At 71.0% G+C, this 23,128-nt stretch carries 24 protein-coding genes and 4 tRNA genes; 19 read left to right on the forward strand and 9 right to left on the reverse strand.

From position 1 onward, the window contains the following. The first annotated feature begins 35 nt into the window (after positions 1-35). From clpS to N865_RS13880, 3 genes are read left to right on the forward strand one after another with little or no spacing between them, the layout of a single operon-like run. Positions 36-326 (forward strand): ATP-dependent Clp protease adapter ClpS, encoded by a 291-nt coding sequence (gene clpS / locus N865_RS13870; RefSeq protein WP_034807126.1) that lies wholly within the window; start codon positions 36-38, stop codon positions 324-326. Further along, on the forward strand, positions 326-1,102 hold the full coding sequence (locus tag N865_RS13875) for a DUF2017 family protein (protein WP_034807053.1): 777 nt from the start codon (positions 326-328) through the stop codon (positions 1,100-1,102). The genes clpS and N865_RS13875 overlap by 1 nt, the downstream gene beginning before the upstream one ends. A 57-nt stretch (positions 1,103-1,159) precedes the next feature. Further along, positions 1,160-1,927 (forward strand): MBL fold metallo-hydrolase, encoded by a 768-nt coding sequence (locus N865_RS13880; protein WP_034807054.1) that lies wholly within the window; start codon positions 1,160-1,162, stop codon positions 1,925-1,927. A 66-nt stretch (positions 1,928-1,993) separates the two neighbouring features. On the opposite strand, the gene N865_RS13885 is transcribed toward N865_RS13880, so the two are convergent. After that, entirely contained in the window at positions 1,994-2,224 is a 231-nt protein-coding gene (locus tag N865_RS13885) for a hypothetical protein (RefSeq protein ID WP_034807056.1), read from the reverse strand. A gap of 199 nt (positions 2,225-2,423) precedes the next feature. Between N865_RS13885 and rph the strand changes: the two genes are divergently transcribed. The 3 genes from rph to N865_RS13900 are packed head-to-tail and all read left to right on the forward strand — an operon-like array spanning position 2,424 to position 5,376. Further along, a complete protein-coding gene (gene rph, locus N865_RS13890; protein WP_034807058.1) occupies positions 2,424-3,167 on the forward strand; it encodes a ribonuclease PH in 744 nt (247 codons plus the stop codon). Further along, positions 3,164-3,784, forward strand: a complete 621-nt coding sequence (gene rdgB, locus N865_RS13895) for an RdgB/HAM1 family non-canonical purine NTP pyrophosphatase (RefSeq protein WP_034807060.1) — start codon at positions 3,164-3,166, stop codon at positions 3,782-3,784. The genes rph and rdgB overlap by 4 nt, the downstream gene beginning before the upstream one ends. Further along, a complete protein-coding gene (locus N865_RS13900; RefSeq protein ID WP_034807062.1) occupies positions 3,781-5,376 on the forward strand; it encodes a molybdopterin-dependent oxidoreductase in 1,596 nt (531 codons plus the stop codon). The genes rdgB and N865_RS13900 overlap by 4 nt, the downstream gene beginning before the upstream one ends. Positions 5,377-5,448: 72 nt before the next feature. Here N865_RS13900 and N865_RS13905 read toward each other — a convergent pair whose 3' ends face one another. Then, positions 5,449-5,829, reverse strand: a complete 381-nt coding sequence (locus N865_RS13905) for a RidA family protein (RefSeq protein WP_034807064.1) — start codon at positions 5,827-5,829, stop codon at positions 5,449-5,451. Between the two features lie 104 nt (positions 5,830-5,933). Between N865_RS13905 and N865_RS13910 the strand changes: the two genes are divergently transcribed. The 4 genes from N865_RS13910 to N865_RS13925 all read left to right on the forward strand — a co-directional run bounded on the left by N865_RS13910 (position 5,934) and on the right by N865_RS13925 (position 7,235). Next, a tRNA-Leu gene (locus N865_RS13910) sits at positions 5,934-6,014 on the forward strand. Between the two features lie 90 nt (positions 6,015-6,104). After that, positions 6,105-6,578 carry a thioredoxin-dependent thiol peroxidase gene (gene bcp / locus N865_RS13915; protein WP_034807066.1) on the forward strand — a complete coding sequence of 158 codons (474 nt, stop codon included), beginning with the start codon at positions 6,105-6,107 and terminating at the stop codon, positions 6,576-6,578. 40 nt (positions 6,579-6,618) lie between these two features. After that, entirely contained in the window at positions 6,619-6,870 is a 252-nt protein-coding gene (locus N865_RS13920; RefSeq protein ID WP_034807068.1) for a DUF3618 domain-containing protein, read from the forward strand. Between the two features lie 71 nt (positions 6,871-6,941). Further along, positions 6,942-7,235, forward strand: coding sequence for a GroES family chaperonin (locus N865_RS13925; RefSeq protein WP_245603767.1), 294 nt, complete (start codon positions 6,942-6,944; stop codon positions 7,233-7,235). Positions 7,236-7,597: 362 nt separating this feature from the next. Here N865_RS13925 and N865_RS22765 read toward each other — a convergent pair whose 3' ends face one another. Beyond that, positions 7,598-8,950, reverse strand: coding sequence for a hypothetical protein (locus N865_RS22765; RefSeq protein ID WP_157557706.1), 1,353 nt, complete (start codon positions 8,948-8,950; stop codon positions 7,598-7,600). An 88-nt stretch (positions 8,951-9,038) separates the two neighbouring features. Here N865_RS22765 and N865_RS23925 point away from each other — a divergent pair, with 88 nt between their 5' ends. Beyond that, positions 9,039-9,455 (forward strand): tyrosine-type recombinase/integrase, encoded by a 417-nt coding sequence (locus N865_RS23925; protein ID WP_084328238.1) that lies wholly within the window; start codon positions 9,039-9,041, stop codon positions 9,453-9,455. Here N865_RS23925 and N865_RS13940 read toward each other — a convergent pair. Together N865_RS13940 and N865_RS21860 are read right to left on the reverse strand one after the other, a co-directional pair. Continuing rightward, positions 9,421-9,493 (reverse strand) — tRNA-Lys (locus N865_RS13940). The two genes, N865_RS23925 and N865_RS13940, sit on opposite strands and share 35 nt — an antisense overlap. A gap of 16 nt (positions 9,494-9,509) precedes the next feature. After that, a complete protein-coding gene (locus N865_RS21860) occupies positions 9,510-9,902 on the reverse strand; it encodes a hypothetical protein (RefSeq protein WP_051510584.1) in 393 nt (130 codons plus the stop codon). A 160-nt stretch (positions 9,903-10,062) separates the two neighbouring features. Between N865_RS21860 and N865_RS13945 the strand changes: the two genes are divergently transcribed. After that, positions 10,063-10,587: a DinB family protein gene (locus N865_RS13945; protein WP_034807132.1), complete on the forward strand. Its 525-nt coding sequence runs from the start codon at positions 10,063-10,065 to the stop codon at positions 10,585-10,587. A gap of 117 nt (positions 10,588-10,704) precedes the next feature. Here the strand turns inward: N865_RS13945 and N865_RS13950 are convergent. Continuing rightward, positions 10,705-10,780 (reverse strand) — tRNA-His (locus N865_RS13950). A gap of 110 nt (positions 10,781-10,890) precedes the next feature. Then, complete coding sequence (gene orn / locus N865_RS13955) at positions 10,891-11,457, reverse strand: oligoribonuclease (protein WP_245603769.1); 567 nt, start codon at positions 11,455-11,457, stop codon at positions 10,891-10,893. A 129-nt stretch (positions 11,458-11,586) separates the two neighbouring features. Here orn and N865_RS13960 point away from each other — a divergent pair, with 129 nt between their 5' ends. From N865_RS13960 to ettA, 6 genes are all read left to right on the forward strand, one after another. Next, on the forward strand, positions 11,587-12,783 hold the full coding sequence (locus N865_RS13960; RefSeq protein ID WP_084328240.1) for a PrsW family intramembrane metalloprotease: 1,197 nt from the start codon (positions 11,587-11,589) through the stop codon (positions 12,781-12,783). Positions 12,784-12,838: 55 nt separating this feature from the next. Beyond that, positions 12,839-12,911: transfer RNA gene (locus N865_RS13965), tRNA-Arg, on the forward strand. A gap of 204 nt (positions 12,912-13,115) precedes the next feature. Continuing rightward, a complete protein-coding gene (locus tag N865_RS13970; protein WP_322786064.1) occupies positions 13,116-15,287 on the forward strand; it encodes a dynamin family protein in 2,172 nt (723 codons plus the stop codon). After that, positions 15,284-16,969 (forward strand): GTPase, encoded by a 1,686-nt coding sequence (locus N865_RS13975; RefSeq protein WP_034807073.1) that lies wholly within the window; start codon positions 15,284-15,286, stop codon positions 16,967-16,969. Before N865_RS13970 ends, N865_RS13975 begins: the two co-directional genes overlap by 4 nt. A 169-nt stretch (positions 16,970-17,138) precedes the next feature. Continuing rightward, positions 17,139-17,813, forward strand: coding sequence for a single-stranded DNA-binding protein (locus tag N865_RS23310; RefSeq protein ID WP_034807075.1), 675 nt, complete (start codon positions 17,139-17,141; stop codon positions 17,811-17,813). Between the two features lie 219 nt (positions 17,814-18,032). Next, positions 18,033-19,715 (forward strand): energy-dependent translational throttle protein EttA, encoded by a 1,683-nt coding sequence (gene ettA / locus N865_RS13985; protein WP_034807077.1) that lies wholly within the window; start codon positions 18,033-18,035, stop codon positions 19,713-19,715. A 127-nt stretch (positions 19,716-19,842) separates the two neighbouring features. On the opposite strand, the gene N865_RS13990 is transcribed toward ettA, so the two are convergent. After that, positions 19,843-20,859 (reverse strand): magnesium transporter CorA family protein, encoded by a 1,017-nt coding sequence (locus N865_RS13990; RefSeq protein ID WP_034807079.1) that lies wholly within the window; start codon positions 20,857-20,859, stop codon positions 19,843-19,845. A 60-nt stretch (positions 20,860-20,919) separates the two neighbouring features. Further along, positions 20,920-22,353 carry a MocR-like transcription factor YczR gene (gene yczR, locus N865_RS13995; protein WP_034807081.1) on the reverse strand — a complete coding sequence of 478 codons (1,434 nt, stop codon included), beginning with the start codon at positions 22,351-22,353 and terminating at the stop codon, positions 20,920-20,922. Positions 22,354-22,414: 61 nt separating this feature from the next. Here yczR and yczE point away from each other — a divergent pair, with 61 nt between their 5' ends. Continuing rightward, positions 22,415-23,116, forward strand: a complete 702-nt coding sequence (yczE, locus tag N865_RS14000) for a membrane protein YczE (RefSeq protein ID WP_084328241.1) — start codon at positions 22,415-22,417, stop codon at positions 23,114-23,116. Positions 23,117-23,128 lie beyond the last annotated feature (12 nt).

The following is a 23,128-nucleotide window of genomic DNA, read 5'->3' on the forward strand; positions in this document are numbered from 1 at the left end:
CCCCGCTCTAGGGTGTGGTTGTGATCGCCACCCGCATGTCCCTCGCCCCCGTGGAGCAGGAGGTGACCGCGACCGAGGAGGTCGTGTCGCCGGACCTGCCCTGGGTGACCCTCGTCTGGAACGACCCCGTCAACCTCATGAGCTATGTCACGTGGGTCTTCGAGACCTACTTCGGCTACCCGCGCCCCAAGGCCGAGAAGCTCATGATGGACGTCCACGTCAAGGGCAAGGCGGTCGTCTCGAGCGGCCCGCGCGAGTCGATGGAGCGTGACGCGGAGGCCCTGCAGGGATACGGCCTGTGGGCCACGTTCGAGAAGGACGAGTGATGGCGCGCGCCTTCCTGCCCGACGGTCGCCGCTTCGTCGCGCTCCTCGACGAGGGGGAGCGGGCGATGCTCTCGGGCCTCATGGAGCAGACGCGGGTCATCCTCTCGCCGGAGATCGAGCCCACCGGCGATGCCTTCGCCGACGTCGTGGCCTCGATGGGGCTCTCGCTGGCGGCACAGGACCAGCGGACCGAGGTCGACACCGATGCCGATGCCGCGCACGAGCAGCACGCCGATGACTCGGTCGATGGGGCTGCCGGCCGGGGCGGCGACGGCTCCGACGACGGCGCGGAGGCGCTCGGCGACGACCTCACCGACCGCGACCCGGCCCTCGACCGCCTCCTGCCGACGGCCCACCGCGGCGACGACCAGGTGGCCGCGGAGTTCCGGCGGCTCACGGAGGAGGGCCTGAGACAGCGCAAGAGCGCGAACCTCGACGTCGCGCTGGAACGGCTGGCAGCGGCATACGACGACCGTGTCGAGCTCGACGCGGAGCAGGCGCCCCGCTTCCTCATGGCCCTGACCGACGTGCGGCTGCTCCTCGCCGAACGGATGGGGATGCGGACCGAGGAGGATGCGGAGGCGCTGCACGCCGCGATGGAGGTCATCTCCGACGAGGACCCGCTCGGCTACGCCATGGCCTGGTACGACTTCATGACGTGGCTGCAGGAGACCCTGACGAGCGCCCTCATGGGCGAGCCCTTCGACCGTGACCTGGCTGATGACGAGGACGACGACGCCGCCGACGACGAGGACGATGGCGGGAGGCAGGTGTGACCCACGAGACGCGCGTGGCGGCGGCGGCCGTCGTCGGCCACGCCTAGGCTCGACCACGTGGAACTGACCATCGTGGGGTGCTCCGGCTCGTTCGCCGGACCGGAGTCGCCCGCGTCGAGCTACCTCGTGCAGGCCGAGCACGAGGGCCGCACGTGGAGCGTCGTGCTCGACCTCGGCAGCGGGGCCCTCGGCACACTCCAGCGTCACGTCGACCCGTATGCCGTCGACGCCGTCCTGCTCAGCCACCTCCATGTCGACCACTTCATCGACCTCTGTGGCCTCTACGTGATGATGAAGTACGTGCCCGGCGGGCCGGGCCGGGGGCCGATGCCCGTGTGGGGACCGTCCGGCACGGGCGCGCACCTCGCCCGGGCCTACGGCAACCCGGACGTCGAGGACATCCTGGGCGTCTACGACGTCAACCACCTGTGCGACCGGAAGCCCCTGACGATCGGCCCCTTCGTCGTCACGCCGGTTCGGGTCGCGCATCCGGTCGAGTCGTACGGCTTCCGGGTCGAGGCGGGGGGGCGGACCCTCGTCTACACCGGCGACACCGACTCCTGCGAGCAGCTCTCCGAGCTGATGACGGGCGCCGACCTCGTGCTCGCCGACTCGGCCTTCGTCGAGGGTCGCGACACTGTCGAGGGCATCCACCTCTCCGGCCGACGCGCGGCCGAGGCCGCCATCCGCGCCGGGGGAGTGCGCAGGCTCATGCTGACGCACCTGCCGGCCTGGAACGACCCCGAAGTCTGCCGCGCCCAGGCCGCGGAGGTCTGGCCGGGCAAGGTCGAGCTCGCCGAGCCCGGGGTGACCTACTCGCTCTGAGTCCGTATGCCGCCGGGCCGGGTCGCGTCGGCCTGCTCGGTCGGGCGCCCCCTGGGGCTCGGGGTCTCAGACGGCCAGGTGGCGCGGCTTGCCGACCCCGGGCGGGGCGGTCTCGGTCGCGGCGGCCTGCGGCGCGGCTCGGCGCTCCTCGAGCATCGAGACGGGCAGCAGGAACCAGTGCCGGCGCAGGCACATGACCTTGGCGTGCTCGACCGGCCCGTCGGTGCTCTCGAGGGCGTCGCGCCACTGGATCTCGGCGGGCTCGCCGCACTCCGGGCACTGCGTGATGTCGATCATGGCTCCCCCTCGGTTCGATCCATCACCCATGCCAGAGGGTGCCGGCGAGCTCCCTGATACCGCCCGTCCTCCCCGCGAGGCAGGGGCCGGCCCCCGCGAGGAGGACCTGCGGCGTTACGGGGTGCTTACGGCGGCATCGGCGGCAGGGGCGCCGGCGGCGATGCGGGCTTAGCGTTGAGGCATGGCTAGCCTCAGGGGCATGACTGCTGAACGACATGACGGCCGCGCCCCCGACGAGACGCGCGAGGTGCGCATCACCCGCAACTGGCTCGACCACGCCGAGGGGAGCGTCCTTGTCGAGTTCGGGCGCACGCGTGTGCTCTGCGCCGCCTCGTTCACCGAGGGCGTGCCGCGGTGGCTCAAGGGCAAGGGGACCGGGTGGGTCACCGCCGAGTACGCCATGCTCCCGCGCGCGACGAACACCCGGTCCGACCGCGAGAGCGTCAAGGGCCGGATCGGTGGCCGAACCCACGAGATCTCGCGGCTCATCGGCCGCAGCCTGCGGGCCGTCATCGACACGAAGGCACTCGGCGAGAACACCATCGTCCTCGACTGCGACGTCCTCCAGGCCGACGGCGGCACGCGCACGGCAGCCATCACCGGCGCCTATGTCGCCCTCGCGGACGCCATCGCCTACGCCCGCGCCAAGGGCCTCATCGCCAAGAACGCGCAGCCGCTGACCGGATCCGTCGCCGCGGTCTCGGTCGGTGTCGTCGGCGGGCGGCCCGTGCTCGACCTCGACTACCCCGAGGACTCGACCGCCGAGACCGACATGAACGTCGTCATGACGGGCGAGGGGACGTTCATCGAGGTGCAGGGAACCGCCGAGGGCGCGCCCTTCGACCGCGACCTCCTCGGGGCCCTGCTCGACCTCGCCACGAAGGGCTGCGCCGACCTCACGACGAGGCAGCAGGCCGCGCTCGCCGAGGGGGCGGTCGCGTGACCAAGGTCGTTCTCGCCACGCGCAACCACCACAAGGTCGAGGAGCTGCGCGAGATCCTCTCCGACGTCTGCGCCGAGCTCGGGCTCGACATCGTCGGCCTCGACGAGTACCCGGAGGCGCCGGACGTCATCGAGGACGGCGTGACCTTCGAGCAGAACGCCATCCTCAAGGCGGCCTCGGCGGCGCGGTTCACCGGACTGCCGGCCCTCGCCGACGACTCGGGCCTCGCGGTCGACGTCCTCGGCGGCGCCCCGGGCATCTTCAGCGCGCGGTGGTCCGGCGGCAACGGCGACCGGGCCAATCTCGAGCTGCTCCTCGCCCAGCTCGGTGACGTCCGCGACGAGCACCGCGCGGCTGCGTTCGTCTGCGCGGCCGCCCTCGTCATGCCCGACGGGCGGTCCGCGGCCGAGCTCGGGCGCTATCCCGGTCATGTCGCGCGCGTCCCGACGGGCACGAACGGCTTCGGCTACGACCCGATCTTCGTCCCATCCGACCAGCCTGACGGCGCCGAACGGACTCTCGCGGAGTTCGGTGCCGACGAGAAGAACTCCGTCTCCCACCGGGCGCTCGCGTTCCGCGCGCTCGTGCCGCACCTGAAGGAGCACCTGAGGCCATGACCACGACGAGCCCGGCCACGCGACCCGACGTCCCCGGGACAGGAGGGGGAGCACCGGTCGCCGCCGCCCCCGCCTGGCACGGGGCCCTCGACGGGATCGTGGCCGGGCTGCTCACGGTCGGGCTGGCGACGCTCGTCGCCGCGATCCTCGAGGGGCTCGGGGCGTCCGGAGGTCAGCCCGCTCCGATCGCGGCGGTCGGCGGGGCGTTCATCGACCGGACGCCCTCGTGGCTCAAGGACGCCGCGATCGCGACGTTCGGCACCAACGACAAGCGAGCCCTGCTCGTCGGGACGGTCGTCGTCCTCGCCGTCCTCTGCGCGGTCGTGGGGATGATCGCGCGTCGGCGGCTCACGGCGGGCCTCGTGCTCTTCGCCCTCCTCGGTCTCGTCGGCGTCGCCGCGGTCCTCTCGCGGCCCGGTGCCGCCCCGTCGGACATCATCCCGACGGTGCTCGGCACGATGGCCGGGCTGTGGTTCCTCAGCCGGACGCCTGCCACGAGCGCGAGCGCGACGGCACCGGCCGGGGAGGGGGCACCCAGCCCGGCCCGACGTTGGCTGCTCGGCGGGCTGGTCGGCGGGGCGGCGGCATACGTCGGAGGGTTCCTAAGCGGTGGCTCGGCGGCGGCGACGGCATCGCGCGACGCCGCCGCGGCGGCCCCGGCGCGGGCCGCCAAGGTGACGATCCCGGCCGGCGCGGACCTGAAGATCCCGGGCGCCACGCCGTTCATCGTCCCCAACCAGGACTTCTACCGCATCGACACGGCGATCGTCGTGCCGCGGCTCGACGCCGCCCAGTGGAAGCTCAAGGTCACCGGCATGGTCGACCGCGAGGTCGAGATCGACTGGGCCGGCTTGCGGTCCAAGCCGATGCAGGAGGCGCTCATCACCTTGACCTGCGTCTCCAACGAGGTCGGCGGCGACCTCGCCGGCAACGCCGTCTGGACCGGCTGGCCGGTCCGCGAGCTGCTCGCAATGGCCGGGCCGAAGGCGGGCGCCGACATGGTCCTGCAGACGAGCGCCGACGGCTGGACGTGTGGCACCCCACTGTCGACGCTCACCGACGACCGCAACGCGATGCTCGCCGTGCGGATGAACGGCGAGCCGCTGCCCTTCGAGCACGGGTTCCCGGTGCGGCTCGTCGTCCCGGGCCTCTACGGCTACGTCTCCGCGACGAAGTGGGTCACCGAGCTCAAGGTGACGACGTTCGCGCAGGACCAGGGCTACTGGACGCCGCGCGGCTGGTCGCCCCTCGGCCCGATCAAGACGGCGTCGCGCATCGACGTCCCGCGGACGGGAGCGTCGGTCAAGGCCGGGACGGTCGCCGTCGCTGGGGTCGCCTGGGCGCAGCACCGTGGCATCTCCAAGGTCGAGGTCCAGATCGACACGGGCCCGTGGGTCGCGGCCCGCCTCGCCGCCGACGCGAGCATCGACGCGTGGCGCCAGTGGGTCTACGAGTGGCAGGCGACTCGCGGCAGCCACGACATCCGCGTCCGCGCGTACGACGGCTCGGGCCAGCCGCAGTCCCCGCTCGAGGCACGACCGGACCCCGACGGGGCGACGGGGATCCACACCGTGACGGTGCGCGTCGACTGACGTCACCCTGCCGTATGCCGCTCGGCGGCCCCACGTTGTCCGCGCGGTGGCGCGGTTGCGCGGTCGGCGTGCTCAGGCCAGCAGCGCCTCGACCTCGATCTCCACGAGCAGGTCCGGGTCGATCAGCGCCGAGACCTCGACCATCGTCGCCACCGGTCGGACGTCGCCGAAGGCCTCGCCGTGGGCCCGGCCGACCTCCTCCCAGCGGCTGATGTCGGTGACGTACATCCGGGTCCGCACGACGTCGGCGAGGCTCGCGCCACACTCGGCCAGCGCCGCCTCGATGATCTCGAGGGCGACCTTCGTCTGGCCGTACATGTCGCCGACCGCGACGACGCTCCCGTTCCGGCTCGCCGTCGTTCCGGCGACGTGGACGACGTCGCCCACCCGCACGGCTCGTGAGTAGCCGACCGCGGCCTCGAAGGGACTTCCCGAGCTGACCCGTTGCCTCATGCGGGCAGCGTACGGGGGCCGAGCGGCATACGGCCCATCACGTTTCGCGAACCGGGCGTGGCACCCGACGCCTCGGTCGGGCGGCCCAACTACAGTGGAGCCGCGCGGACGTGGTGGAACTGGCAGACACGCAGGATTTAGGTTCCTGTGCCTCGTGCGTGCGGGTTCAAGTCCCGCCGTCCGCACTCGACCAGGCAACCGCCTGAGCCGCACCGCAGCTCGACCCAGCCCGGGCGACTGGCTCCGGCCAGCCCCGTCACACGAAGGAGCCCATCGTGAGCACTCGACTCGAGCCCGGCGTCGCAGCCCCCGCCTTCACCCTCACGGACGACACCGGCCAGTCGGTCAGCCTCTCCGACTTCGCCGGGCGCAAGGTGATCGTCTACTTCTACCCGGCCGCCATGACGCCCGGCTGCACGACGCAGGCGTGCGACTTCAGCGAGTCGCTCGACTCGCTGCGCAAGGACGGCTTCGAGGTCGTCGGGATCAGCAAGGACAAGCCGGCCAAGCTCGCGAAGTTCCGCGAGCGCGACCACCTGACCATCCCGCTGCTGAGCGACGAGGACCTCACGGTGCACCGCGCGTACGGCGCGTGGGGCGAGAAGAAGCTCTACGGCAAGACGGTCGAGGGGGTCATCCGCTCGACGTTCGTCGTCGACACCGACGGCACGATCAGCCACGCGTTCTACAACGTCAAGGCGACCGGGCACGTGGCCAAGCTGCGCCGCGACCTCGGCCTGGCCGCCTGAGACCCGGATAGAGTCGCACCAGATCCCGAAAGGAGCTGTCATGAGCGACACCGCAGCGATCGAGCAGGACATCCGCGCCGCGCGCGCCCGCCTCGAGGGCACGGTCAACGAGCTCGCCTACCGGGTGCAGCCGCAGGTCATCGCCCAGCGGCAGGTGCAGTCGCTGAAGCTAAAGGTCGACGAGGTGACCCGCACCCCCGAGGGTGACCTGCGCGTCGAGCGCGTCGTCGCCGTCGCCGCGGCAGTGGTCGCGCTCGTCGTCGTCGCGCGCCTGCTCCGCAGGCGCCGCTGACGCGAAGCGGCATGGCCAAGCGTTCTACGGCATCCGGGCCAGGATCGGCGTCCGACCGTCTCCCCATCCGCATGCTCGGCGACCGTGTCCTCGTCTCCCTCGAGAACGAGGGGGAGCGGCGCTCCGGCGGCGGCATCCTCATCCCCGCGACCGCCTCGATGGGCAAGCGCCTGTCCTGGGCCGAGGTCGTCGCGACCGGACCGAGCGTGCGTCAGGTCCAGCTCGGCGACCGGGTCCTCTTCGACCCCGAGGACCGGGCCGAGGTGGAGCTCCAGTCCAAGGACTACGTCCTGCTGCGCGAGCGTGACATCCACGCCGTCGCGGCGTCGCGCATCGACGACGGCCAGACCGGCCTCTACCTTTGAGCCCGGTCACCCGCCGCGCGCTGCCCATCCGGGAGCGCTTGTCGAGGAGGTGTGCCAGCGCGCACCACATCCGAGGGATCGGCGATGAGCCGTGCCAGCATCTCTGGATCTCCGGTCCTGAGGGAGGGTCGGTCTGTCACCAGTGGCCCTTGTCGTCCCAGGGTGTGAACGTTGCGAACTCCAGCGGGTCGTCGAGCGGATCGAGTCCGGGCAGGCCATCTGTGACGTGGTTGCCCCGAGCCCAGGTAAGCAGCGTCTCGGTGAGGCCGCTTCGCAGCGGTGGGTCCTGATCTCCGACTCGTGAGCAGGTGTCGGGGTTGTGTCGACCGACATTCTGTATGGCGCGGGAGCAGGCGCCGTGATCACCAGTAGCCGTGTTGGTCGATCCCCTCGAAGAGGGCCCGTATCGCCTCTTCGCGGTCCACGCCCGGGGCGGCCGGGGCGGTCGTGATGAGGTTCTGCAAGGCATCGAGGAGCTCGCCGAGCTCATCTGTCTCGAGAATGTACGACGGCCCGCTGACCTCGGCGAACGCCCGCGCGAAGTCGCGGCCCAAGGCGATGAGCAGCGCTCGCTGAACGACACCTGCAGTCGGCGTCAGGAGCGCTTCCAGGATGGGTCGGGTGCTCTGCTTCCACGCTGTCAAAGCCCGCCTGTAAGTACGTGCAGAGATGCCCTCGCGGCCATCCCATTCCCGCAACGGGTTGTCGAGGTTCTCCTTCACCCACTCGGGCTCTCGCGCTCGGCTCACCCGCAGGAAGACGCCTTTGCCGACCTCGGGGGTCCATGCCCGCCGCATCGCCATGGCGTAGTCGGCCGGCACGCCGTCCAGGTCGACGTATTCCAGCTGCGTCAGTTGTTCCGGGTCCAGGCAGTCCTCAGGGATCATCCCGAACACATCATGGACCTCGAACCGGCGCAGACGGTGCAGCCCGTTCAATGCTGACGCGTTGATCAGGCGGCTCAGTTTGCCCCATAGGTTCAGGTGAGTGAGGTTCGGATAGGCAGACACGACGCGAGCCCCATCGATCGTGTTGGCACCCCGAACGAACAGAGACCGGATATCCGGAAACGACGCCCCTGCGGGCAGAACGTCGACGGCATCTCCGTCGAGGGCGTGGACGCGCTCATTCTCTGGTTCACCATGAAGGCCCGCGTCCCAGCGCCGCTGCAGGTGCAGATGAAACCCTGTATGCCAACCCAAGGTCCACGCCAGCGAGGCACGAGTGGTCAGCAGCGGCGCCGGACCCAGATTCTTGTGGCCGCGTGGGAGCACCCACTCCCTGTGGCATTGCGCCACACCGCGCTGGCCGGGGAGTGTCAGCTTCAACGGCTTCAGCTCGCCCAGGTCGGCGACGTCGTGTGGCTCGGCTCCAGACCAGTCCAGATCCAGGACGTCGGCCTGCCTGTCGTGGGGCTCCAGGGAGATGATCTGCGCGGCCGACCACTCACCGAGCTCATCACAAAACGCGGCGACAACGTCGCCAGGCGCCAGCGGTCGTGGCGGGTGGTGTGATCCTCTTGACGGCACGCGCCATGCTAGACCGCCGTGACCAGGAGGTTCCGACTGCTCGTTGGCGGCCTTCTCGACCTGACCCGATTCCTTCTCGCGACGGGCCAGCGGATCGGGGAGTGCCTGGCGGTTGCGTGGGTCGACCTCGACCTGGACGCGGCCCGGGTGGAGGTCAACCACACCGTCATCCGGGTCGCCGGTCACGGGCTCATCCGGAAGGACACCAAGTCGAGCGCGGGGGAGCGGACCCTCATCCCCCGGTCCTGGGCGGTGCCTGACCTGCGCCTGCGGCATGCCCGGGGCGTCACGCTCGACGCGCCGGTGTTCCCCGACATGCTCGGCGGCCTGCGTGACCCGAGCAAGAGCGCCGGGCTCTGCGCCGGGGTGCTGGACCGGGCCGGCATCGGTTGGGGTGACCTCGCACAACGTCCGGAGGACCACCGCGTCGGCGTTGGCCGACGCGGGCCTGTCGGCCAGGATCATCGCAGACCGGCTCGGGCACGCGCGACCATCCATGACTCAGGACGTCTACGTGGTCCGACGGGCTGTCAATGCGCGCGTCCCGAACGCGCTGGTCCGGCGATCAACCTCTGAGCGCCCGGGCCCCATCGGCCAGCAAGGCGAAGGCCCCGGAGACGGTGTCTCCGGGGCCTTCGTTCCATTTCACACAAGAGTGCGCCGCCAGGGACTCGAACCCCGAACCCAGTGATTAAGAGTCACTTGCTCTGCCAATTGAGCTAGCGGCGCAACGAGGAAAAACGTATCAGGACGTCGCGGTCACGACAAAATCGGGGTCCTCCGTCGCCGGCTTCCGGGTGCGTCGGCGGGATCGGGCGAGCAGGAACACCCCGCCGACCATGAAAGCGATGTAGCCGACGAGGCCACCGAGGTGCTCGTCGTCGCTCACCTGCGTGGCCTCGCCCTGGGGGGTTCTGGTGACCGGTTTGGGGTCTGCCGTGCGCCCGAGCGGAGCGCCCGCGGGCGAGGGCGCCGTCGTCGCGACGGCGTCAGTGGCGGGACGCCCGCCTCCGGCCGCGCCCGAGCGGCTCCGAGGCGCCGCCGCCGCAGACAGGAGCGAGAGCCCGAGGCTCAGCACGATGACACCGATGATCACGCCGACGGTGATTCGCTGGATCTTCTTCTTCCCGAGGAGCACACGCCATTCTCACCCGAGACGGGGCGCCGGCGCCGCGAGGCAGCGCGGAACTCGTCCTCGGCCCAACCCCTATGACGGGGCCGCGCGGGAGGACGATCGAGGGATGACACGACGGCCTCAGGCAGCAAGGGGGAACGGCTCTCCGTCCCTCGATGGGCGCGTGGACCGCAGCCGCATCGCCGCCGACCTGGAGGACGCCCGCCGGGACCTCCACGCGCTCCTTGCGGCTGCGACGCCGGAGGAGCTGCGGCGCATCAGCAACGGGACGCGCTGGACCAACGAGCAGCTGCTCTTCCACATGGTCTTCGGCTTCCTCATCGTCCGCCGCCTGCTGCCGCTCGTCCGGTTCGTCTTCCGCCTCCCCGCGCCGGCGGGGAGGGCCTTCGCCGGCCTCCTGGACGCAGGAACGAGGCCCTTCCACACGGTCAACTACCTCGGCTCGTGCGGCGGAGCCCTCGTGTACGACCGCACGCGCATGGGGCGTCTCTGCGACCACACGATCGCTGTGCTCTGCCGACGTCTCGAGGTCGAGCCGGAGCGCGGGCTGCACCGGGTGATGCCGTTCCCGACCCGCTGGGACCCCTACTTCACCGCGACCATGACGCTCGAGGACGTCTACGCCTACCCGGTCCTGCACTATCGGCACCACCGCGCCCAGCTCACCCTCGACCGCGTCGACGGGTGAAGCCGGAAAGGTGTGGAGGAGGCGGAGGTCGCGGAGGGGCGGGCTCGCGAAGCCGGCCCAGCGGCATACGGGAAGAGAAAGATCCCCGCACGAGAGTTCGTGCGGGGATCTTCCGACTGGGGTGAGTGACGGGACTTGAACCCGCGACCACCTGGACCACAACCAGGTGCTCTACCAGCTGAGCTACACCCACCATGCGTCGACACGGACCACCGAAAGTGGCATCTCCGTGAGACGGCGACGCCAATCGTACCTGCTCCGGAGGAGTGCTCGTGACCACCCCCCGGAGCGGGTGCGACGTCGTCAGTGGTCGATGACGTGGGGCTCGGCCAGGGCCCGAGCCGTCGCGGAGTCCGGACCGGGCGGAGGCACGAAGACGGCCTCGCGGTAGTAGCGCAGCTCGGCGATCGACTCGCGGATGTCGGCGAGCGCGCGATGGCCCCCCGACTTCTTGGGGGCGTTGAAGTAGACCCGGGGGTACCACCGGCGGGAGAGCTCCTTGATCGAGCTGACGTCGATGATCCGGTAGTGCAGGTGCGCCTCGAGCTCGCTCATGTCGCGGGCGAGGAACCCACGGTCGGTCGCGACCGTGTTGCCGCCGAGCGGCGCCCTGCGGGGCTCGGGCACGTGGGTCCGGACGTAGTCGAGGACGACCTGCTCTGCCTCCTCGATGGAGACGCCGCCATCGAGCTCCTCGAGCAGGCCCGAGGTCGTGTGCATCGTGCGGACGAAGTCGTCCATCTGCTCGAGCGCCTCGGCCGGAGGCTTGATGACGACGTCGACACCGTCGCCGAGCTGGTTGAGCTCGAAGTCGGTGACGAGCGCCGCCACCTCGACGAGGGCGTCGGTCTGGAGCGACAGCCCGGTCATCTCGCAGTCGATCCAGATGATGCGGTCGGCCAGGGCTCGTTGGTTGGTCTCCGTCACCGGTCCACCATAGATCCTGACGAGAGCGGCAAGACCGGACGTCGTGCGCGGTGCTGCACTACTGTGCCTGACATGACCCCGGGGGACGTGACGACGAGCGATCCGAGTGGACAAGGGAGCAGGTCGGTCGGGACGGAACCGCGGTGGCACGCGCCCAACCCCACACGGCGGCCGGCCCTGCGCACCACGCTGACCATCGGCGTCGCCACGTCGGTCTTCCTCCTCTGCCTGCTCGTCGTCGTCGGGATCTTCGGCGAGCGCCTCACCGCCGCGACGATCATCACCTCGGCCCTCATGGCGATCCTCCCCCTCTTCGTCGTCGTCCCGGTCTATCTCTGGCTCGACCGGTTCGAGGCCGAGCCGACGCGCTACCGCGTGTTCGCCTTTCTCTGGGGAGCGCTCGTCGCCGTCGTGGGCGCCTTCTTCCTCAACACGTTCGGGCTGCGCCTGCTCGTCGACGCGCAGTGGACCGACCCCCTCGAGACCGGGGCCGTCTACCTCGCGCCGATCACGGAGGAGACCCTCAAGGGGCTCGGGGTGCTGCTCATCTACCTGCTTCGCCGGCGCGAGTTCGACGGCATCGTCGACGGCATCGTCTACGGCGGCCTCATCGGGGCAGGCTTCGCCTTCAGCGAGAACATCCTCTACCTCGGGCAGGCGTACTCGACCGCCGGGAGCGAGGGCCTCACCGCGACCTTCATCGTGCGCTGCATCATGGGGCCCTTCGGCCACCCCCTCTTCACCTCGATCACCGGCATCGGGATCGGGATCGCCGTCACGACCCGCAACCCCGCCACACGCGTCCTCGCCATCGTGACCGGGTGGGTGTGCGCGATGATCCTGCACAGCCTCTGGAACCTCTCGGCGCTCGCGGGGATCGACGGGTTCATCCAGGCGTACGTGACCTACCAGGTCCCGCTCTTCGTCGCCTTCCTCGGGTTCCTCGTCTGGGTCCGTCGGCGGGAGGGCCGCCTCATCGGGCAGTACCTCTCGCCGTATGCCGACGCCGGCTGGCTGACCCACGGCGAGGTCACGATGCTCTCGCACATGCGGATGCGACGCGACGCGCGGGCCTGGGCGAAGTCGCACGGCGGGACACCGGCCAAGCGGTCCATGGCCGCCTTCCAGGACAGCGCGAGCGACCTCGCCCTGCTCCGGTCGCGCCTCGTCCACGGGACGGCCGAGCCCGGCGCGAGCGAGCGGGAGCTCGAGCTGCTCGACGCGATCACGACGCATCGCCGAAACTTCATCGGATCGCCCATGGCCTGAGATCAGGGAGCAGCCGACGGTTGCCTATCATGGGACGTCGCCCCTCGGGGCGACTGCCCCTGTAGCTCAGCGGATAGAGCAAGAGCCTTCTAATCTCTTGGTCGCAGGTTCGAGTCCTGCCGGGGGCGCAGCCCCGACGGCAGTCCCGAACCGCCGTCGCCAGAAGCCGATCCGGCTTCGGGCCGCCTCGCCCAGGTGGGCAGGCGTCCCGTTTCCGGGCGGCCGGGCTGACCTCGGTGAGACACGTCACCGAGGCGCCGCGACGTCGGGCTGAGCCGACACGCATCAACGGTGAGTTTGTTTGTGTCCGACGGACACGGGAGGATTGTGGCGTGGCAGCAGATTCAGGGGCGGGCACTGCGCCGCAGCTCCTCACCGCGGTAACCCAGCTGCGGGCCGCCGTCGCGGACGCCAGCCTCCCCCTCGACCTTCCCGGAGCCGGCGAAGCCCGCCACGAGCGTGGGCGCCTGCTCGGCCAGCTCGACGACTACCTCATCCCCCGGCTGACATCGATCGACGCCCCCCTGCTCGCCGTCGTCGGCGGCTCGACCGGCGCCGGCAAGTCCACGCTCGTCAACTCCATCGTCGGCCGCGAGGTGACCCTGCCTGGCGTCCTCCGGCCCACGACGCGTTCGCCGGTCCTCGTGCACCACCCGTCCGACGCGCGGTGGTTCACCAACCAGCGCATCCTGCCCGGGCTCGCGCGCATCACCGGGCGGCACTCCGACTCCGACGGACCCGGCGCGGTCCGTCTCGTCTCGACCAAGGCCGTGACCTCCGGGCTCGCCGTGCTCGACGCCCCCGACATCGACAGCGTCGTCTCGGCCAACCGCGACCTCGCCGCGCAGCTCCTCGCTGCCGCCGACCTCTGGATCTTCGTCACGACGGCCGCGCGCTATGCCGACGCGGTGCCGTGGGACCTGCTCCGTGAGGCCTCCGAGCGGGGGACCGCGATCGCCGTCGTCCTCGACCGCGTTGCACCCGAGTCGGTCGACGAGATCCGCAACCACCTCGCATCGATGCTGCGCGAGCAGGGCCTCGAGCAGGCGCCCATCTTCACCGTCACCGAGTCGCCGCTCCGCCGTGGGCTGCTCCCGACCGAGCAGACCGAACCGCTCAAGGCGTGGCTGTCGGCGCTCGCGAGCGACGCGCAGGCCCGAACCGACGTCATGCGCCAGACCCTCGACGGGGCCCTGCGGTCCCTCCAGGACCGCACCGGTGTCCTGGCGGCCGCCTCCGACGACCAGGTCGCCGCAGCCGGCGAGCTGCTGGGAGCCGCCCGGACGGCATACGCGGACGCGGTCGACCACGTCCGCGAGGGCATGGAGGACGGAACCCTGCTCCGCGGAGAGGTTCTCGCGCGCTGGCAGGAGTTCGTCGGGACGGGGGAGTTCTTCCGGCAGGTCGAGTCGCGGGTCTCACGGATGCGAGACCGGCTCACGGCGTTCGTCAAGGGCGAGCCGGCGCGCGCAGAGAACCTCGGAGAGGCGCTCCAGTCAGGCGTGGCCGACCTCATCGCCAACCGTGCCGAGGTCGCTGCGACCTCCGGGGCCCGGGCCTGGCGCTCGCTGCCCGGCGGTGATCAGCTCATGATCGCGACACCGACGCTGGCGCGCGCGAGCGCCGACCTCGACGAGCGGATCGAGCGGCTCGTACGCGACTGGCAGGGCGACATCCTCGATCTCGTCCGCCACGAGGCCAAGGACCGCCGGACCACCGCGCGGATCATGGCCTACGGCGTCAACGGGCTCGGTGTCGTGCTCATGCTCGTGACGTTCGCGAGCACCGCCGGAGTCACCGGCGCCGAGGTCGGCATCGCCGGCGGCACCGCCGTGGTCGGTCAGAAGCTCCTCGAGGCCGTCTTCGGGGACCAGGCCGTCCGCGAGCTCGCGCGGACGGCCCGTGAGCGACTCATCGCGCGGGTCGACGAGCTGTATGCCGCCGAGCTCGCCCGCTTCGAAGGCGCGGTCGCGTCCACGGGAGTGACTCCGGCCCAGAGCGCCTCGCTCAACCGGGCTGCGGGTTCCGTCAGGCGCGCTGTTGCGGGGGAGGCGCCCGAGCCCGAGTCGGACGAGACTGCCCAGCCCTCGGTCGAGGGGCCGCACGAGCCCGGCGAAGGTCAGGAGCCGGACGGCTCCGAGATCGACGCAGCCGGCGAGTCCGACGCAGCCGGCGAGCCCGCGCAGGTGTCCGCGACCGACGGGTCCGAGGGGTCCGCGGAGTCTGCGGAGTCCGCAGACGGCGACGAGGTCGCCGAGTCCGACGAGTCTGGCGAGTCCGCGTCCGAGACCGACTCGACCGAGGCCATCGAGGAGTCCGTCGACGCAGACGAGCCCGAGACCGACGAGCCCGACGAGCCAGTCGAGCCAGTCGAGCCCGACGAGCCCGACGAGCCAGTTGAGCCCGACGAGCCCGACGAGCAGGACGCGACTGAACAGGCCGCCGGGACCGAGGAAGCCGACGCGGCGGACCAGGCTGCAGGCGCCGAGGAGGCGAAGCGATGAGCCCGATCACGATGGGTCGGGCCAAGGTCGCCCGCGTGTCCGCCACCGAGCTCGCCGACCGGACGACGGCCCTGTCGATGGCACTCCTGTCGGGTTCCGACGAGCTCGATCCTGGGGTCGTCGAGCAAGCCCGCCGAGTCGTCGACAAGGCGTTCGAGCGCACCAACCTCGCCGGCGACCACACGGTCGTGGCGCTCGCCGGCGCGACCGGCAGCGGCAAGTCGTCGCTCTTCAACGCGCTCGTGGGAGCCGACGTCGCGACGATCGGCGCGCGACGTCCGACGACGGCCAAGCCGACCGCCGCGATCTGGGGCGGGGGAGACGCCGGCGAGCTCCTCGACTGGCTGCACGTGGACGCCCGCCATCGGGTCGAGGACGACGCCAGGCCGACCGGTCGAGGAAAGTCCGTCGGGTCCCTCGACGGACTCGTCCTGCTCGACCTGCCCGACTTCGACTCGCGAGAGCTCGCCCACCGCCAGGAGGCGGAGCGCATCCTCGAGCTCGTGGACGTCTTCGTCTGGGTGACCGACCCCCAGAAGTACGCCGACGCACGTCTGCACGACGAGTTCGTCAGCATCCTGTCGCGGCACGATGCCGTGACGGTTGCCGTGCTCAACCAGTCCGACCGGCTGACCCCGGACGCCGTCCAGACGGTCGCGAAGGACCTCAGGCGGCTCCTCCTGGCCGACGGCGTCAAGGGGGCCCAGGTGCTCACGACGTCGACGCTCACGGGCGACGGCATTCCCGAGTTCAGGCAACGCCTCGCGAATGCCGTTGCGGGACACGCCGCCTCGCGTCAACGTCTCCGTGCGGACGTCGTGGGGGTGGCGGAGCGACTGCGTCAGGACGTCGCCGACACGGAGCCCGACGTGGCCAAGCTGTCGCGGACCGCCCTCGACGAGGCCTTCGCCCGAGCGGCCGGCGTCCCGGTCGTGCTCGATGCCGTCGAACGCGACTACCGGCGTGAGGCGTTCGCCCACACCGGCTTCCTCTTCGCGCGCTGGACCAAGGCCTTCGCGGCCGATCCGCTGCGCCGACTCGGTCTCGACCGCGACCGCGGCCGGGACGTCATCCCACTCGACATCGAAGGTGCTGACGTCCGCGCGGTGCTCGGACGGTCGTCGATCCCGGCTCCGACGCTGTCGACCGTCGCGGCCGTCGACATCGCGACACGAGAGTTCGTCCGTAACGCCTCCGAGGGGATGCCACCGCGCTGGGGCGAGGCGGTCGACGCGGCCGTCGACCGGGGCGAGGGTGCCCTCAGCGACCGGCTCGACCGGGCGGTGATGAGCACCTCGCTGCGCGCTCGGCGCCCCATCTGGTGGTTCGTCGTCAACGTGCTCCAGTGGCTGCTGGGGCTCGCGGCCATCGCCGGCCTGGTATGGCTCGCCGTCCTCGTCGTGATGGGCTGGCTCCAGCTGCCGCGCATCGAGGCGCCGACCGTCGGGGTGATCCCGCTGCCGCTGCTCATGCTCGTGGGTGGGCTCCTCGTCGGGTTGGGTCTCGCCGTGGTGTCCCGGTGGTGGGCCAACATCGGGGCCCGGCGCCGCAAGGCGAGCATCGGTCGCCGCCTCACCGAGGCGGTCGGCGAGGTCGCCGACGAGCGCGTCCTCATCCCCATCGACGAGGTGCACGCCCGCCACCGCGCAACCCGGGCCCACCTCGCCGAGGCGAGCGACTGAGGCTCCCGGCCTTCACCTCTGGACCGGTCGGAGGTCCGTCCACATCCACCGTCGCCACCGGGCCCTGTCCACAGGACCCGGTGGCGCTCCTTCTCCGAGGCGGCCGCCTCGCGGAGGCTGTCGGTGTCGGGCGACGCCGTCGTCCGTGACCGGAGCAGGAGGAGCAGACATGAACGAGACCCGAGTCACCGTCCACGGCAATGTCGTCGCGGAGCCGACCTCACGACAGACGCGGACTGGTGGCATCTTCACCACCTTCCGCATCGCGACGACCCCCTACCGACGCACGGCTGACGGTCGCTTCGTCGATGGCGAGACGAGCTTCTTCAGCGTCATCGCCTTCAACGCCCTCGCCGCCAACGTGGGCAAGTCCCTCAAGAAGGGCCATCCGGTGATCGTCACCGGCAAGCTCGGGGTTCGCGAGTGGCAGGGCGCCGATGGACAGCCGCGCGTCTCGGTCGAGGTCGACGCCGAGCACATCGGGCACGACCTCAGCTGGGGTCAGGCGTCCTTCGAACGCGTGAGCCGCGCCGCCGCCCTCGGCTACGACCGGCTCGCCGAGCCCGACGTGGCAGCGAGCCTTCGGGCGCTCGCCGACGGAGAGGCGACCGACGGGGACGCGGCCCGGAGCGACGACACAGGCGACGCCCCGTACGGGCCCGCGGCAGCGGGCATGGAGCCGGAGGGCGACGACGTGATGCGTGGCGAGGGCGACCCGGGCGGCCGCCCGGCGAACGTCGACGCCGACGGGGTCGTCCACGACCTCGACGAAACCCGGGCGACGAGGTTGACCGGCGACCCCGAGACCGACACCTACACCGTCGTGGGGGCGAGGAGCGCCTGAGCCGGGGCGGCCGCCTGCACCGATGCGGCCACCGACGCCGACGCAACGGCGCCGGCGGGTGTCCCGGCCGTGCCGGTGCCGCTGGGGCCGCCCTGGCCTCCGAGGTCGGGTCCGGGCCGGCCCAGCGGCAGGCGTGATGGGGCGTCCCGACGGGCTCGGCCGGGCTGGGCGTGGGATGCGGATTCGGCCCCCATGCCCTGCGGCCGATAGCCTTCGGGCATGGCCGAGTACATCTACACCATGACCCGCGCACGCAAGGCGCACAACGAGAAGGTCATCCTCGACGACGTCTCGATGTCGTTCTACCCGGGCGCGAAGATCGGCATGGTCGGACCCAACGGTGCCGGCAAGTCGACGATCCTCAAGATCATGGCCGGACTCGACCAGCCGTCCAACGGTGAGGCTCGCCTCGCCCCGGGCGCCACGGTCGGCATCCTCCTGCAGGAGCCCCCGCTCAACGAGGAGAAGACGGTTCTCGGCAACGTCGAGGAGGGCGCCGGCGAGATCAAGGCCAAGCTCGACCGCTACAACGAGATCTCGGCCGAGATGGCCGACCCCGACGCCGACTACGACGCGCTCCTCGCCGAGATGGGCAAGCTGCAGGAGGACATCGACCACGCCGACGCCTGGGACCTCGACAGCCAGCTCGAGCAGGCGATGGACGCCCTGCGCTGCCCGCCGGCCGACTCCCCGGTCACCAACCTCTCCGGTGGTGAGCGCCGTCGCGTGGCGCTGTGCAAGCTCCTCCTGCAGAAGCCCGACCTGCTTCTGCTCGACGAGCCGACCAACCACCTCGACGCCGAGTCGGTCCTCTGGCTCGAGCAGCACCTCGAGTCCTACGCCGGCGCCGTCATCGCCGTCACCCACGACCGCTACTTCCTCGACAACGTGGCCCAGTGGATCGCCGAGGTCGACCGTGGCCGTCTCTACCCCTACGAGGGCAACTACTCGACCTACCTCGAGAAGAAGGCCGAGCGCCTGACGATCCAGGGCAAGAAGGATGCCAAGCTCGCCAAGCGCCTCAAGACCGAGCTCGAGTGGGTTCGCAGCAATGCCAAGGGCCGTCAGGTCAAGAGCAAGGCGCGCCTCGCTCGCTACGAGGAGATGGCGGCCGAGGCCGACCGCACCCGCAAGCTCGACTTCGAGGAGCTGCAGATCCCGCCGGGCCCGCGTCTCGGGTCCACCGTCATCGAGGTGAAGAACCTCAAGAAGGGCTTCGGCGACCGCGTCCTCATTGACAACCTCTCGTTCTCGCTGCCGCGCAACGGCATCGTCGGCGTCATCGGTCCCAACGGGGTCGGCAAGTCGACGCTCTTCAAGACGATCGTCGGCTTCGAGCAGCCCGACTCCGGCGAGGTGAAGATCGGCGACACGGTCAAGATCTCCTACGTCGACCAGGGCCGAGAAGGCCTCGACCCGAAGAAGAACCTCTGGGAGATCGTCTCCGACGGGCTCGACTACATGAAGGTCGGCCACGTCGAGATCCCGTCCCGCGCCTACGTCTCGCAGTTCGGCTTCAAGGGCCCGGACCAGCAGAAGCTGGCCGGCGTGCTCTCCGGCGGCGAGCGCAACCGGCTCAACCTCGCCCTGACGCTCAAGCAGGGCGGCAACCTGCTGCTCCTCGACGAGCCCACGAATGACCTCGACGTCGAGACGCTCGGCTCGCTCGAGAACGCGCTGCTCGACTTCCCCGGCTGCGCCGTCGTCATCACGCACGACCGGTGGTTCCTCGACCGCGTCGCGACGCACATCCTCGCCTACGAGGGGACGGAGGAGAACCCGGCCAACTGGTACTGGTTCGAGGGTAACTTCGAGTCCTACGAGGCCAACAAGATCGAGCGCCTCGGCCCCGATGCGGCCCGCCCGCACCGGGTCACCTACCGCAAGCTGACGCGCGACTGACGTCGCCCGAAGCGCTGAATCGGCGCCCGGCCACCGGCCCATGACGTTCGGTGACCGGGCGCCGTTCTGCGTCGCTCGGTCCGGCGACGGCCCGACAGGGCACCGAAGCCGGCGCCGAGGGCCCCAATCAGATCCAGCTCTTGCGTTTGAAGACGATGTAGAGGACCACGCCGATACCCAGGATGACCCCGGCACTCATGAGGACGCCGGAGCCCTTGCCGAAGCCGGGGTAGGGGACGTTCTGGCCGAACCAACCGGTCACCGCCGTCGGCACGGCGATGATGGCGGCCCACCCGGTGAGCTTCTTCATCACGGTGTTGAGGCGAGCGTCCTGGAGCGACAGGTTGGTCTCGAAGACCGTCGTGATCATGTCGCGAAGCGACTCCGTCCACTCCGAGGCCCGCAGGACATGGTCGTAGAGGTCGTCGTACGAGCCGTCGAGCTCGGTGTGTCGCCCCTCGAGCTCGCTCCGGTGGCGCAGCACGGCGTTGACGACCTCCCGCATGGGCAGCACAACGCGCCGCAGCTCGACGAGCTCCTTGCGCAGCCGGTATGTCCGGACCTGGACCTCGTGGCTCGGCCCACGATCGTCGAAGAGGAGGTCCTCGAGTCCCTCGATCGCGTCGTCGAGCCGCTGGATCGCCTCGAAGTGACCGTCGACGACCGTGTCAAGGAGGCCGTGGACGAGGGCGCCGACCCCGAGCCGGAGCAGCTCGGGATCCTCGTTCCATCGCTCGAGGACCGGCGCCATGTCGAATGTGTCGTCGGAACGGACGGTGATGATGCCACGAGGGAGGACGAAAGCGGAGATCCGGCTCGTGACGAGCCGGGACTCGCGACGTCCCGGCGTCGGGTCGCCGGGGTCGAGGCGCGTGGCGTACACCGTGAGGAAGGTGTGGCGGGCGTGGCGGGTCGCCTTGGGGCGCTCGTAGGCGGTGACGGCGTCCTCGACCGCGTGCGAGTCGAGCCCGAGCTCGCCGGCCAGCTCGGCGAGGTGGGCCCGGCCCGGGTCGCAGAGGTCGACCCAGATGAGCGAGCCGTCTTCTTCGAGCCGCTCGGACACCTCCGAGAGGGGGAAGTCCGACGCGACGGCTTGCCCGTCCCTCCACTGGCGGGTCGTCACACGGTCGCTGCTGCTGCTCACGCCCGCAGTCTCGCAGGCGCAGCGGTGCTGCGGACGTCAGGTCGGCGTGACGGTCGCCGGTCAGGCGATGAGCGGGGCCCGCACGTCGGCGGTGGCCGGGGCTCCGAGGGCGAGCTGCCAGGCCTCCGCGAGTCGGCGACCCACCTCGTCCGCCTCGTCGGCCGGGACGCAGAAGGGCACCCGGACGAAGCGGGCCATGCCACCCGCGACGCCGAACTGTGCTCCTCTCGCGAGCCGGACCCCGGCCCGCTCGGCGACGTGTGCGAGCTGGTCCCCGCGAGCCACGGGCAGCTCGCACCACAGGTTGAGGCCACCCGCCGGCACGGAGAAGTGCCAGTCGGGCACGTGCCGGCGAAGGGCGACCACCATCGCATCGCGGCGGGCGCGGGCCTCCCGACGTCGCTCGTCGAGCAGGGGCGCCCCCTGGGCGAGCAGGTCGGCGAGGACGAGCTGCTCGAGGACGGCCGTGCCGAGATCGAGACTGTGGCGCGCCTCCAGGACCGGTCCGACCTGGTCGAGCGGGGCGCGGACCCAGCCGACACGGAGGCCTCCCCACCAGGCCTTGGCGGCACTGCCCAGGGTCGTCGTCCGCTCGGCGACGGCCGCGAAGGGAACCGGTGGCCGCTCGTCGAGGCCGAGCTCGACGAACGTCTCGTCGACGAGCGCCTCCGCCCGGGTCCGCGACAGCGCGTCGGCCACCTGCAGCCGGGTGCCGAGATCCATGAGCAGGCCGGTGGGGTTCTGGAAGTCGGGGATGAGGTAGGCGAGCCGGGCCCCGCCCTGGCGGAGCGCCACCTCGAGCGAGTCGGCGTCCCACCCCGAGGGCGTCATCGAGACGGAGACCGGGCGGAAGGCCGAGCGACGAACGCCGACAATGGCATTCGGGTAGGTCGGGCTCTCGAGAACGACACGGTCCCCGGGCTCGAGACGCGCGCGCAGGACCGACGACAGGCCGGAGTGCGCGCCAGACGTGACGATCACCTGGTTGGGGTCGGTCGGCAGGCCACGCCCCGCGAACCACGCCGCGAGGGCCTCACGGGCCTCGGGCAGGCCCTGCGGGTTGTAGCCGGAGGTGGCGAGGTGCCGGGGCAGCTCGTGCAGGGCGCGCTCGTAGGCCGCGGTGATCCCGGGGGCGGCCGGGAGGGCGGCATACGTCAGGTCGATGACATCGGGCGGCACGGCGCTCGGGATGAGCCCGGCGTCGGACACGGCCACGGCGCCGGCTCGCGAGGGGAGGGCGACGACGCTACCCGACCCGCGCCGCGTCACGATGTAGCCGTCCTCCCGGAGCGCGTCGAGTGCGGCACCGACGGTTGTGCGGCTGAGTCCGAGCTCGGTGGTGAGGGTCCGCTCGCTCGGCAGGCGGGTGCCGACGAGGACCCGCCCGTCGCAGACGAGGCGACGGATCCCGTCGGCGAGACTCCGGTAGGCGGGCCGGGGGAGGGGCTCGTCACCGAGGAGGGCGGCCAGGGACCGGGCGGACACGGTTCGCATGAGTCCACTCTTGCACAACTGGATATGGATAAGAAGACCACTTGGCCTCACGCTGGAGGACATGCGCCGCCACGTCCCGCTCCTTGCGATGACCACCCGAGAGCAGCTCCGCGCCGGCCGGCTGCCCTTCCGGATCACCCAGCTGCTCGTCGGCCTGACGCTCTACGGCGTCTCGATGGCGATGATGGTCCGCAGCACACTCGGCCTCGACCCGTGGGACGTCTTCCACGCCGGGGTCGCGAGCCGGCTGCCGCTCACCTTCGGCCAGGTGACCATCGTGACCGGCGTGCTCGTCCTCCTCCTGTGGTGGCCCCTTCGGCAGTGGCCTGGTCTCGGGACGGTCGCGAACGTCGTCGTCATCGGCCTCGCCGCCGACGCGGGCCTCTCCCTCATCAGTCCTCCCGACGCGCTGCCCGCCCGGGTTGCCCTGCTCCTCGGCGGCATCGTGCTCAACGGCATCGCGGGCGGGCTCTACATCGGCAGCCAGCTCGGCCCCGGGCCGCGCGATGGGCTGATGACCGGGTTCGCGCGCCGCACCCGCCTCAGCATCCGACTCGTCCGCACGGCCATCGAGGTCCTCGTCCTCTCCGTCGGCTGGCTCCTGGGCGGGCCCGTCGGTCTCGGGACGGTCCTCTACGCCGTCTCGATCGGGCCCCTCGTCCAGTTCTTCCTGCCCCGTCTGACCGTTTCCTTGGAACTGCCTGAGCGGCAGCCGAAGGCCGCTGCGCCCTCACCGATTCCGTCGCCCTCGACAATTGCCTGAGCCCCGGCGAGG

The organism is Intrasporangium oryzae NRRL B-24470, from assembly GCF_000576595.1.
Lineage (GTDB): Bacteria > Actinomycetota > Actinomycetes > Actinomycetales > Dermatophilaceae > Intrasporangium_C > Intrasporangium_C oryzae.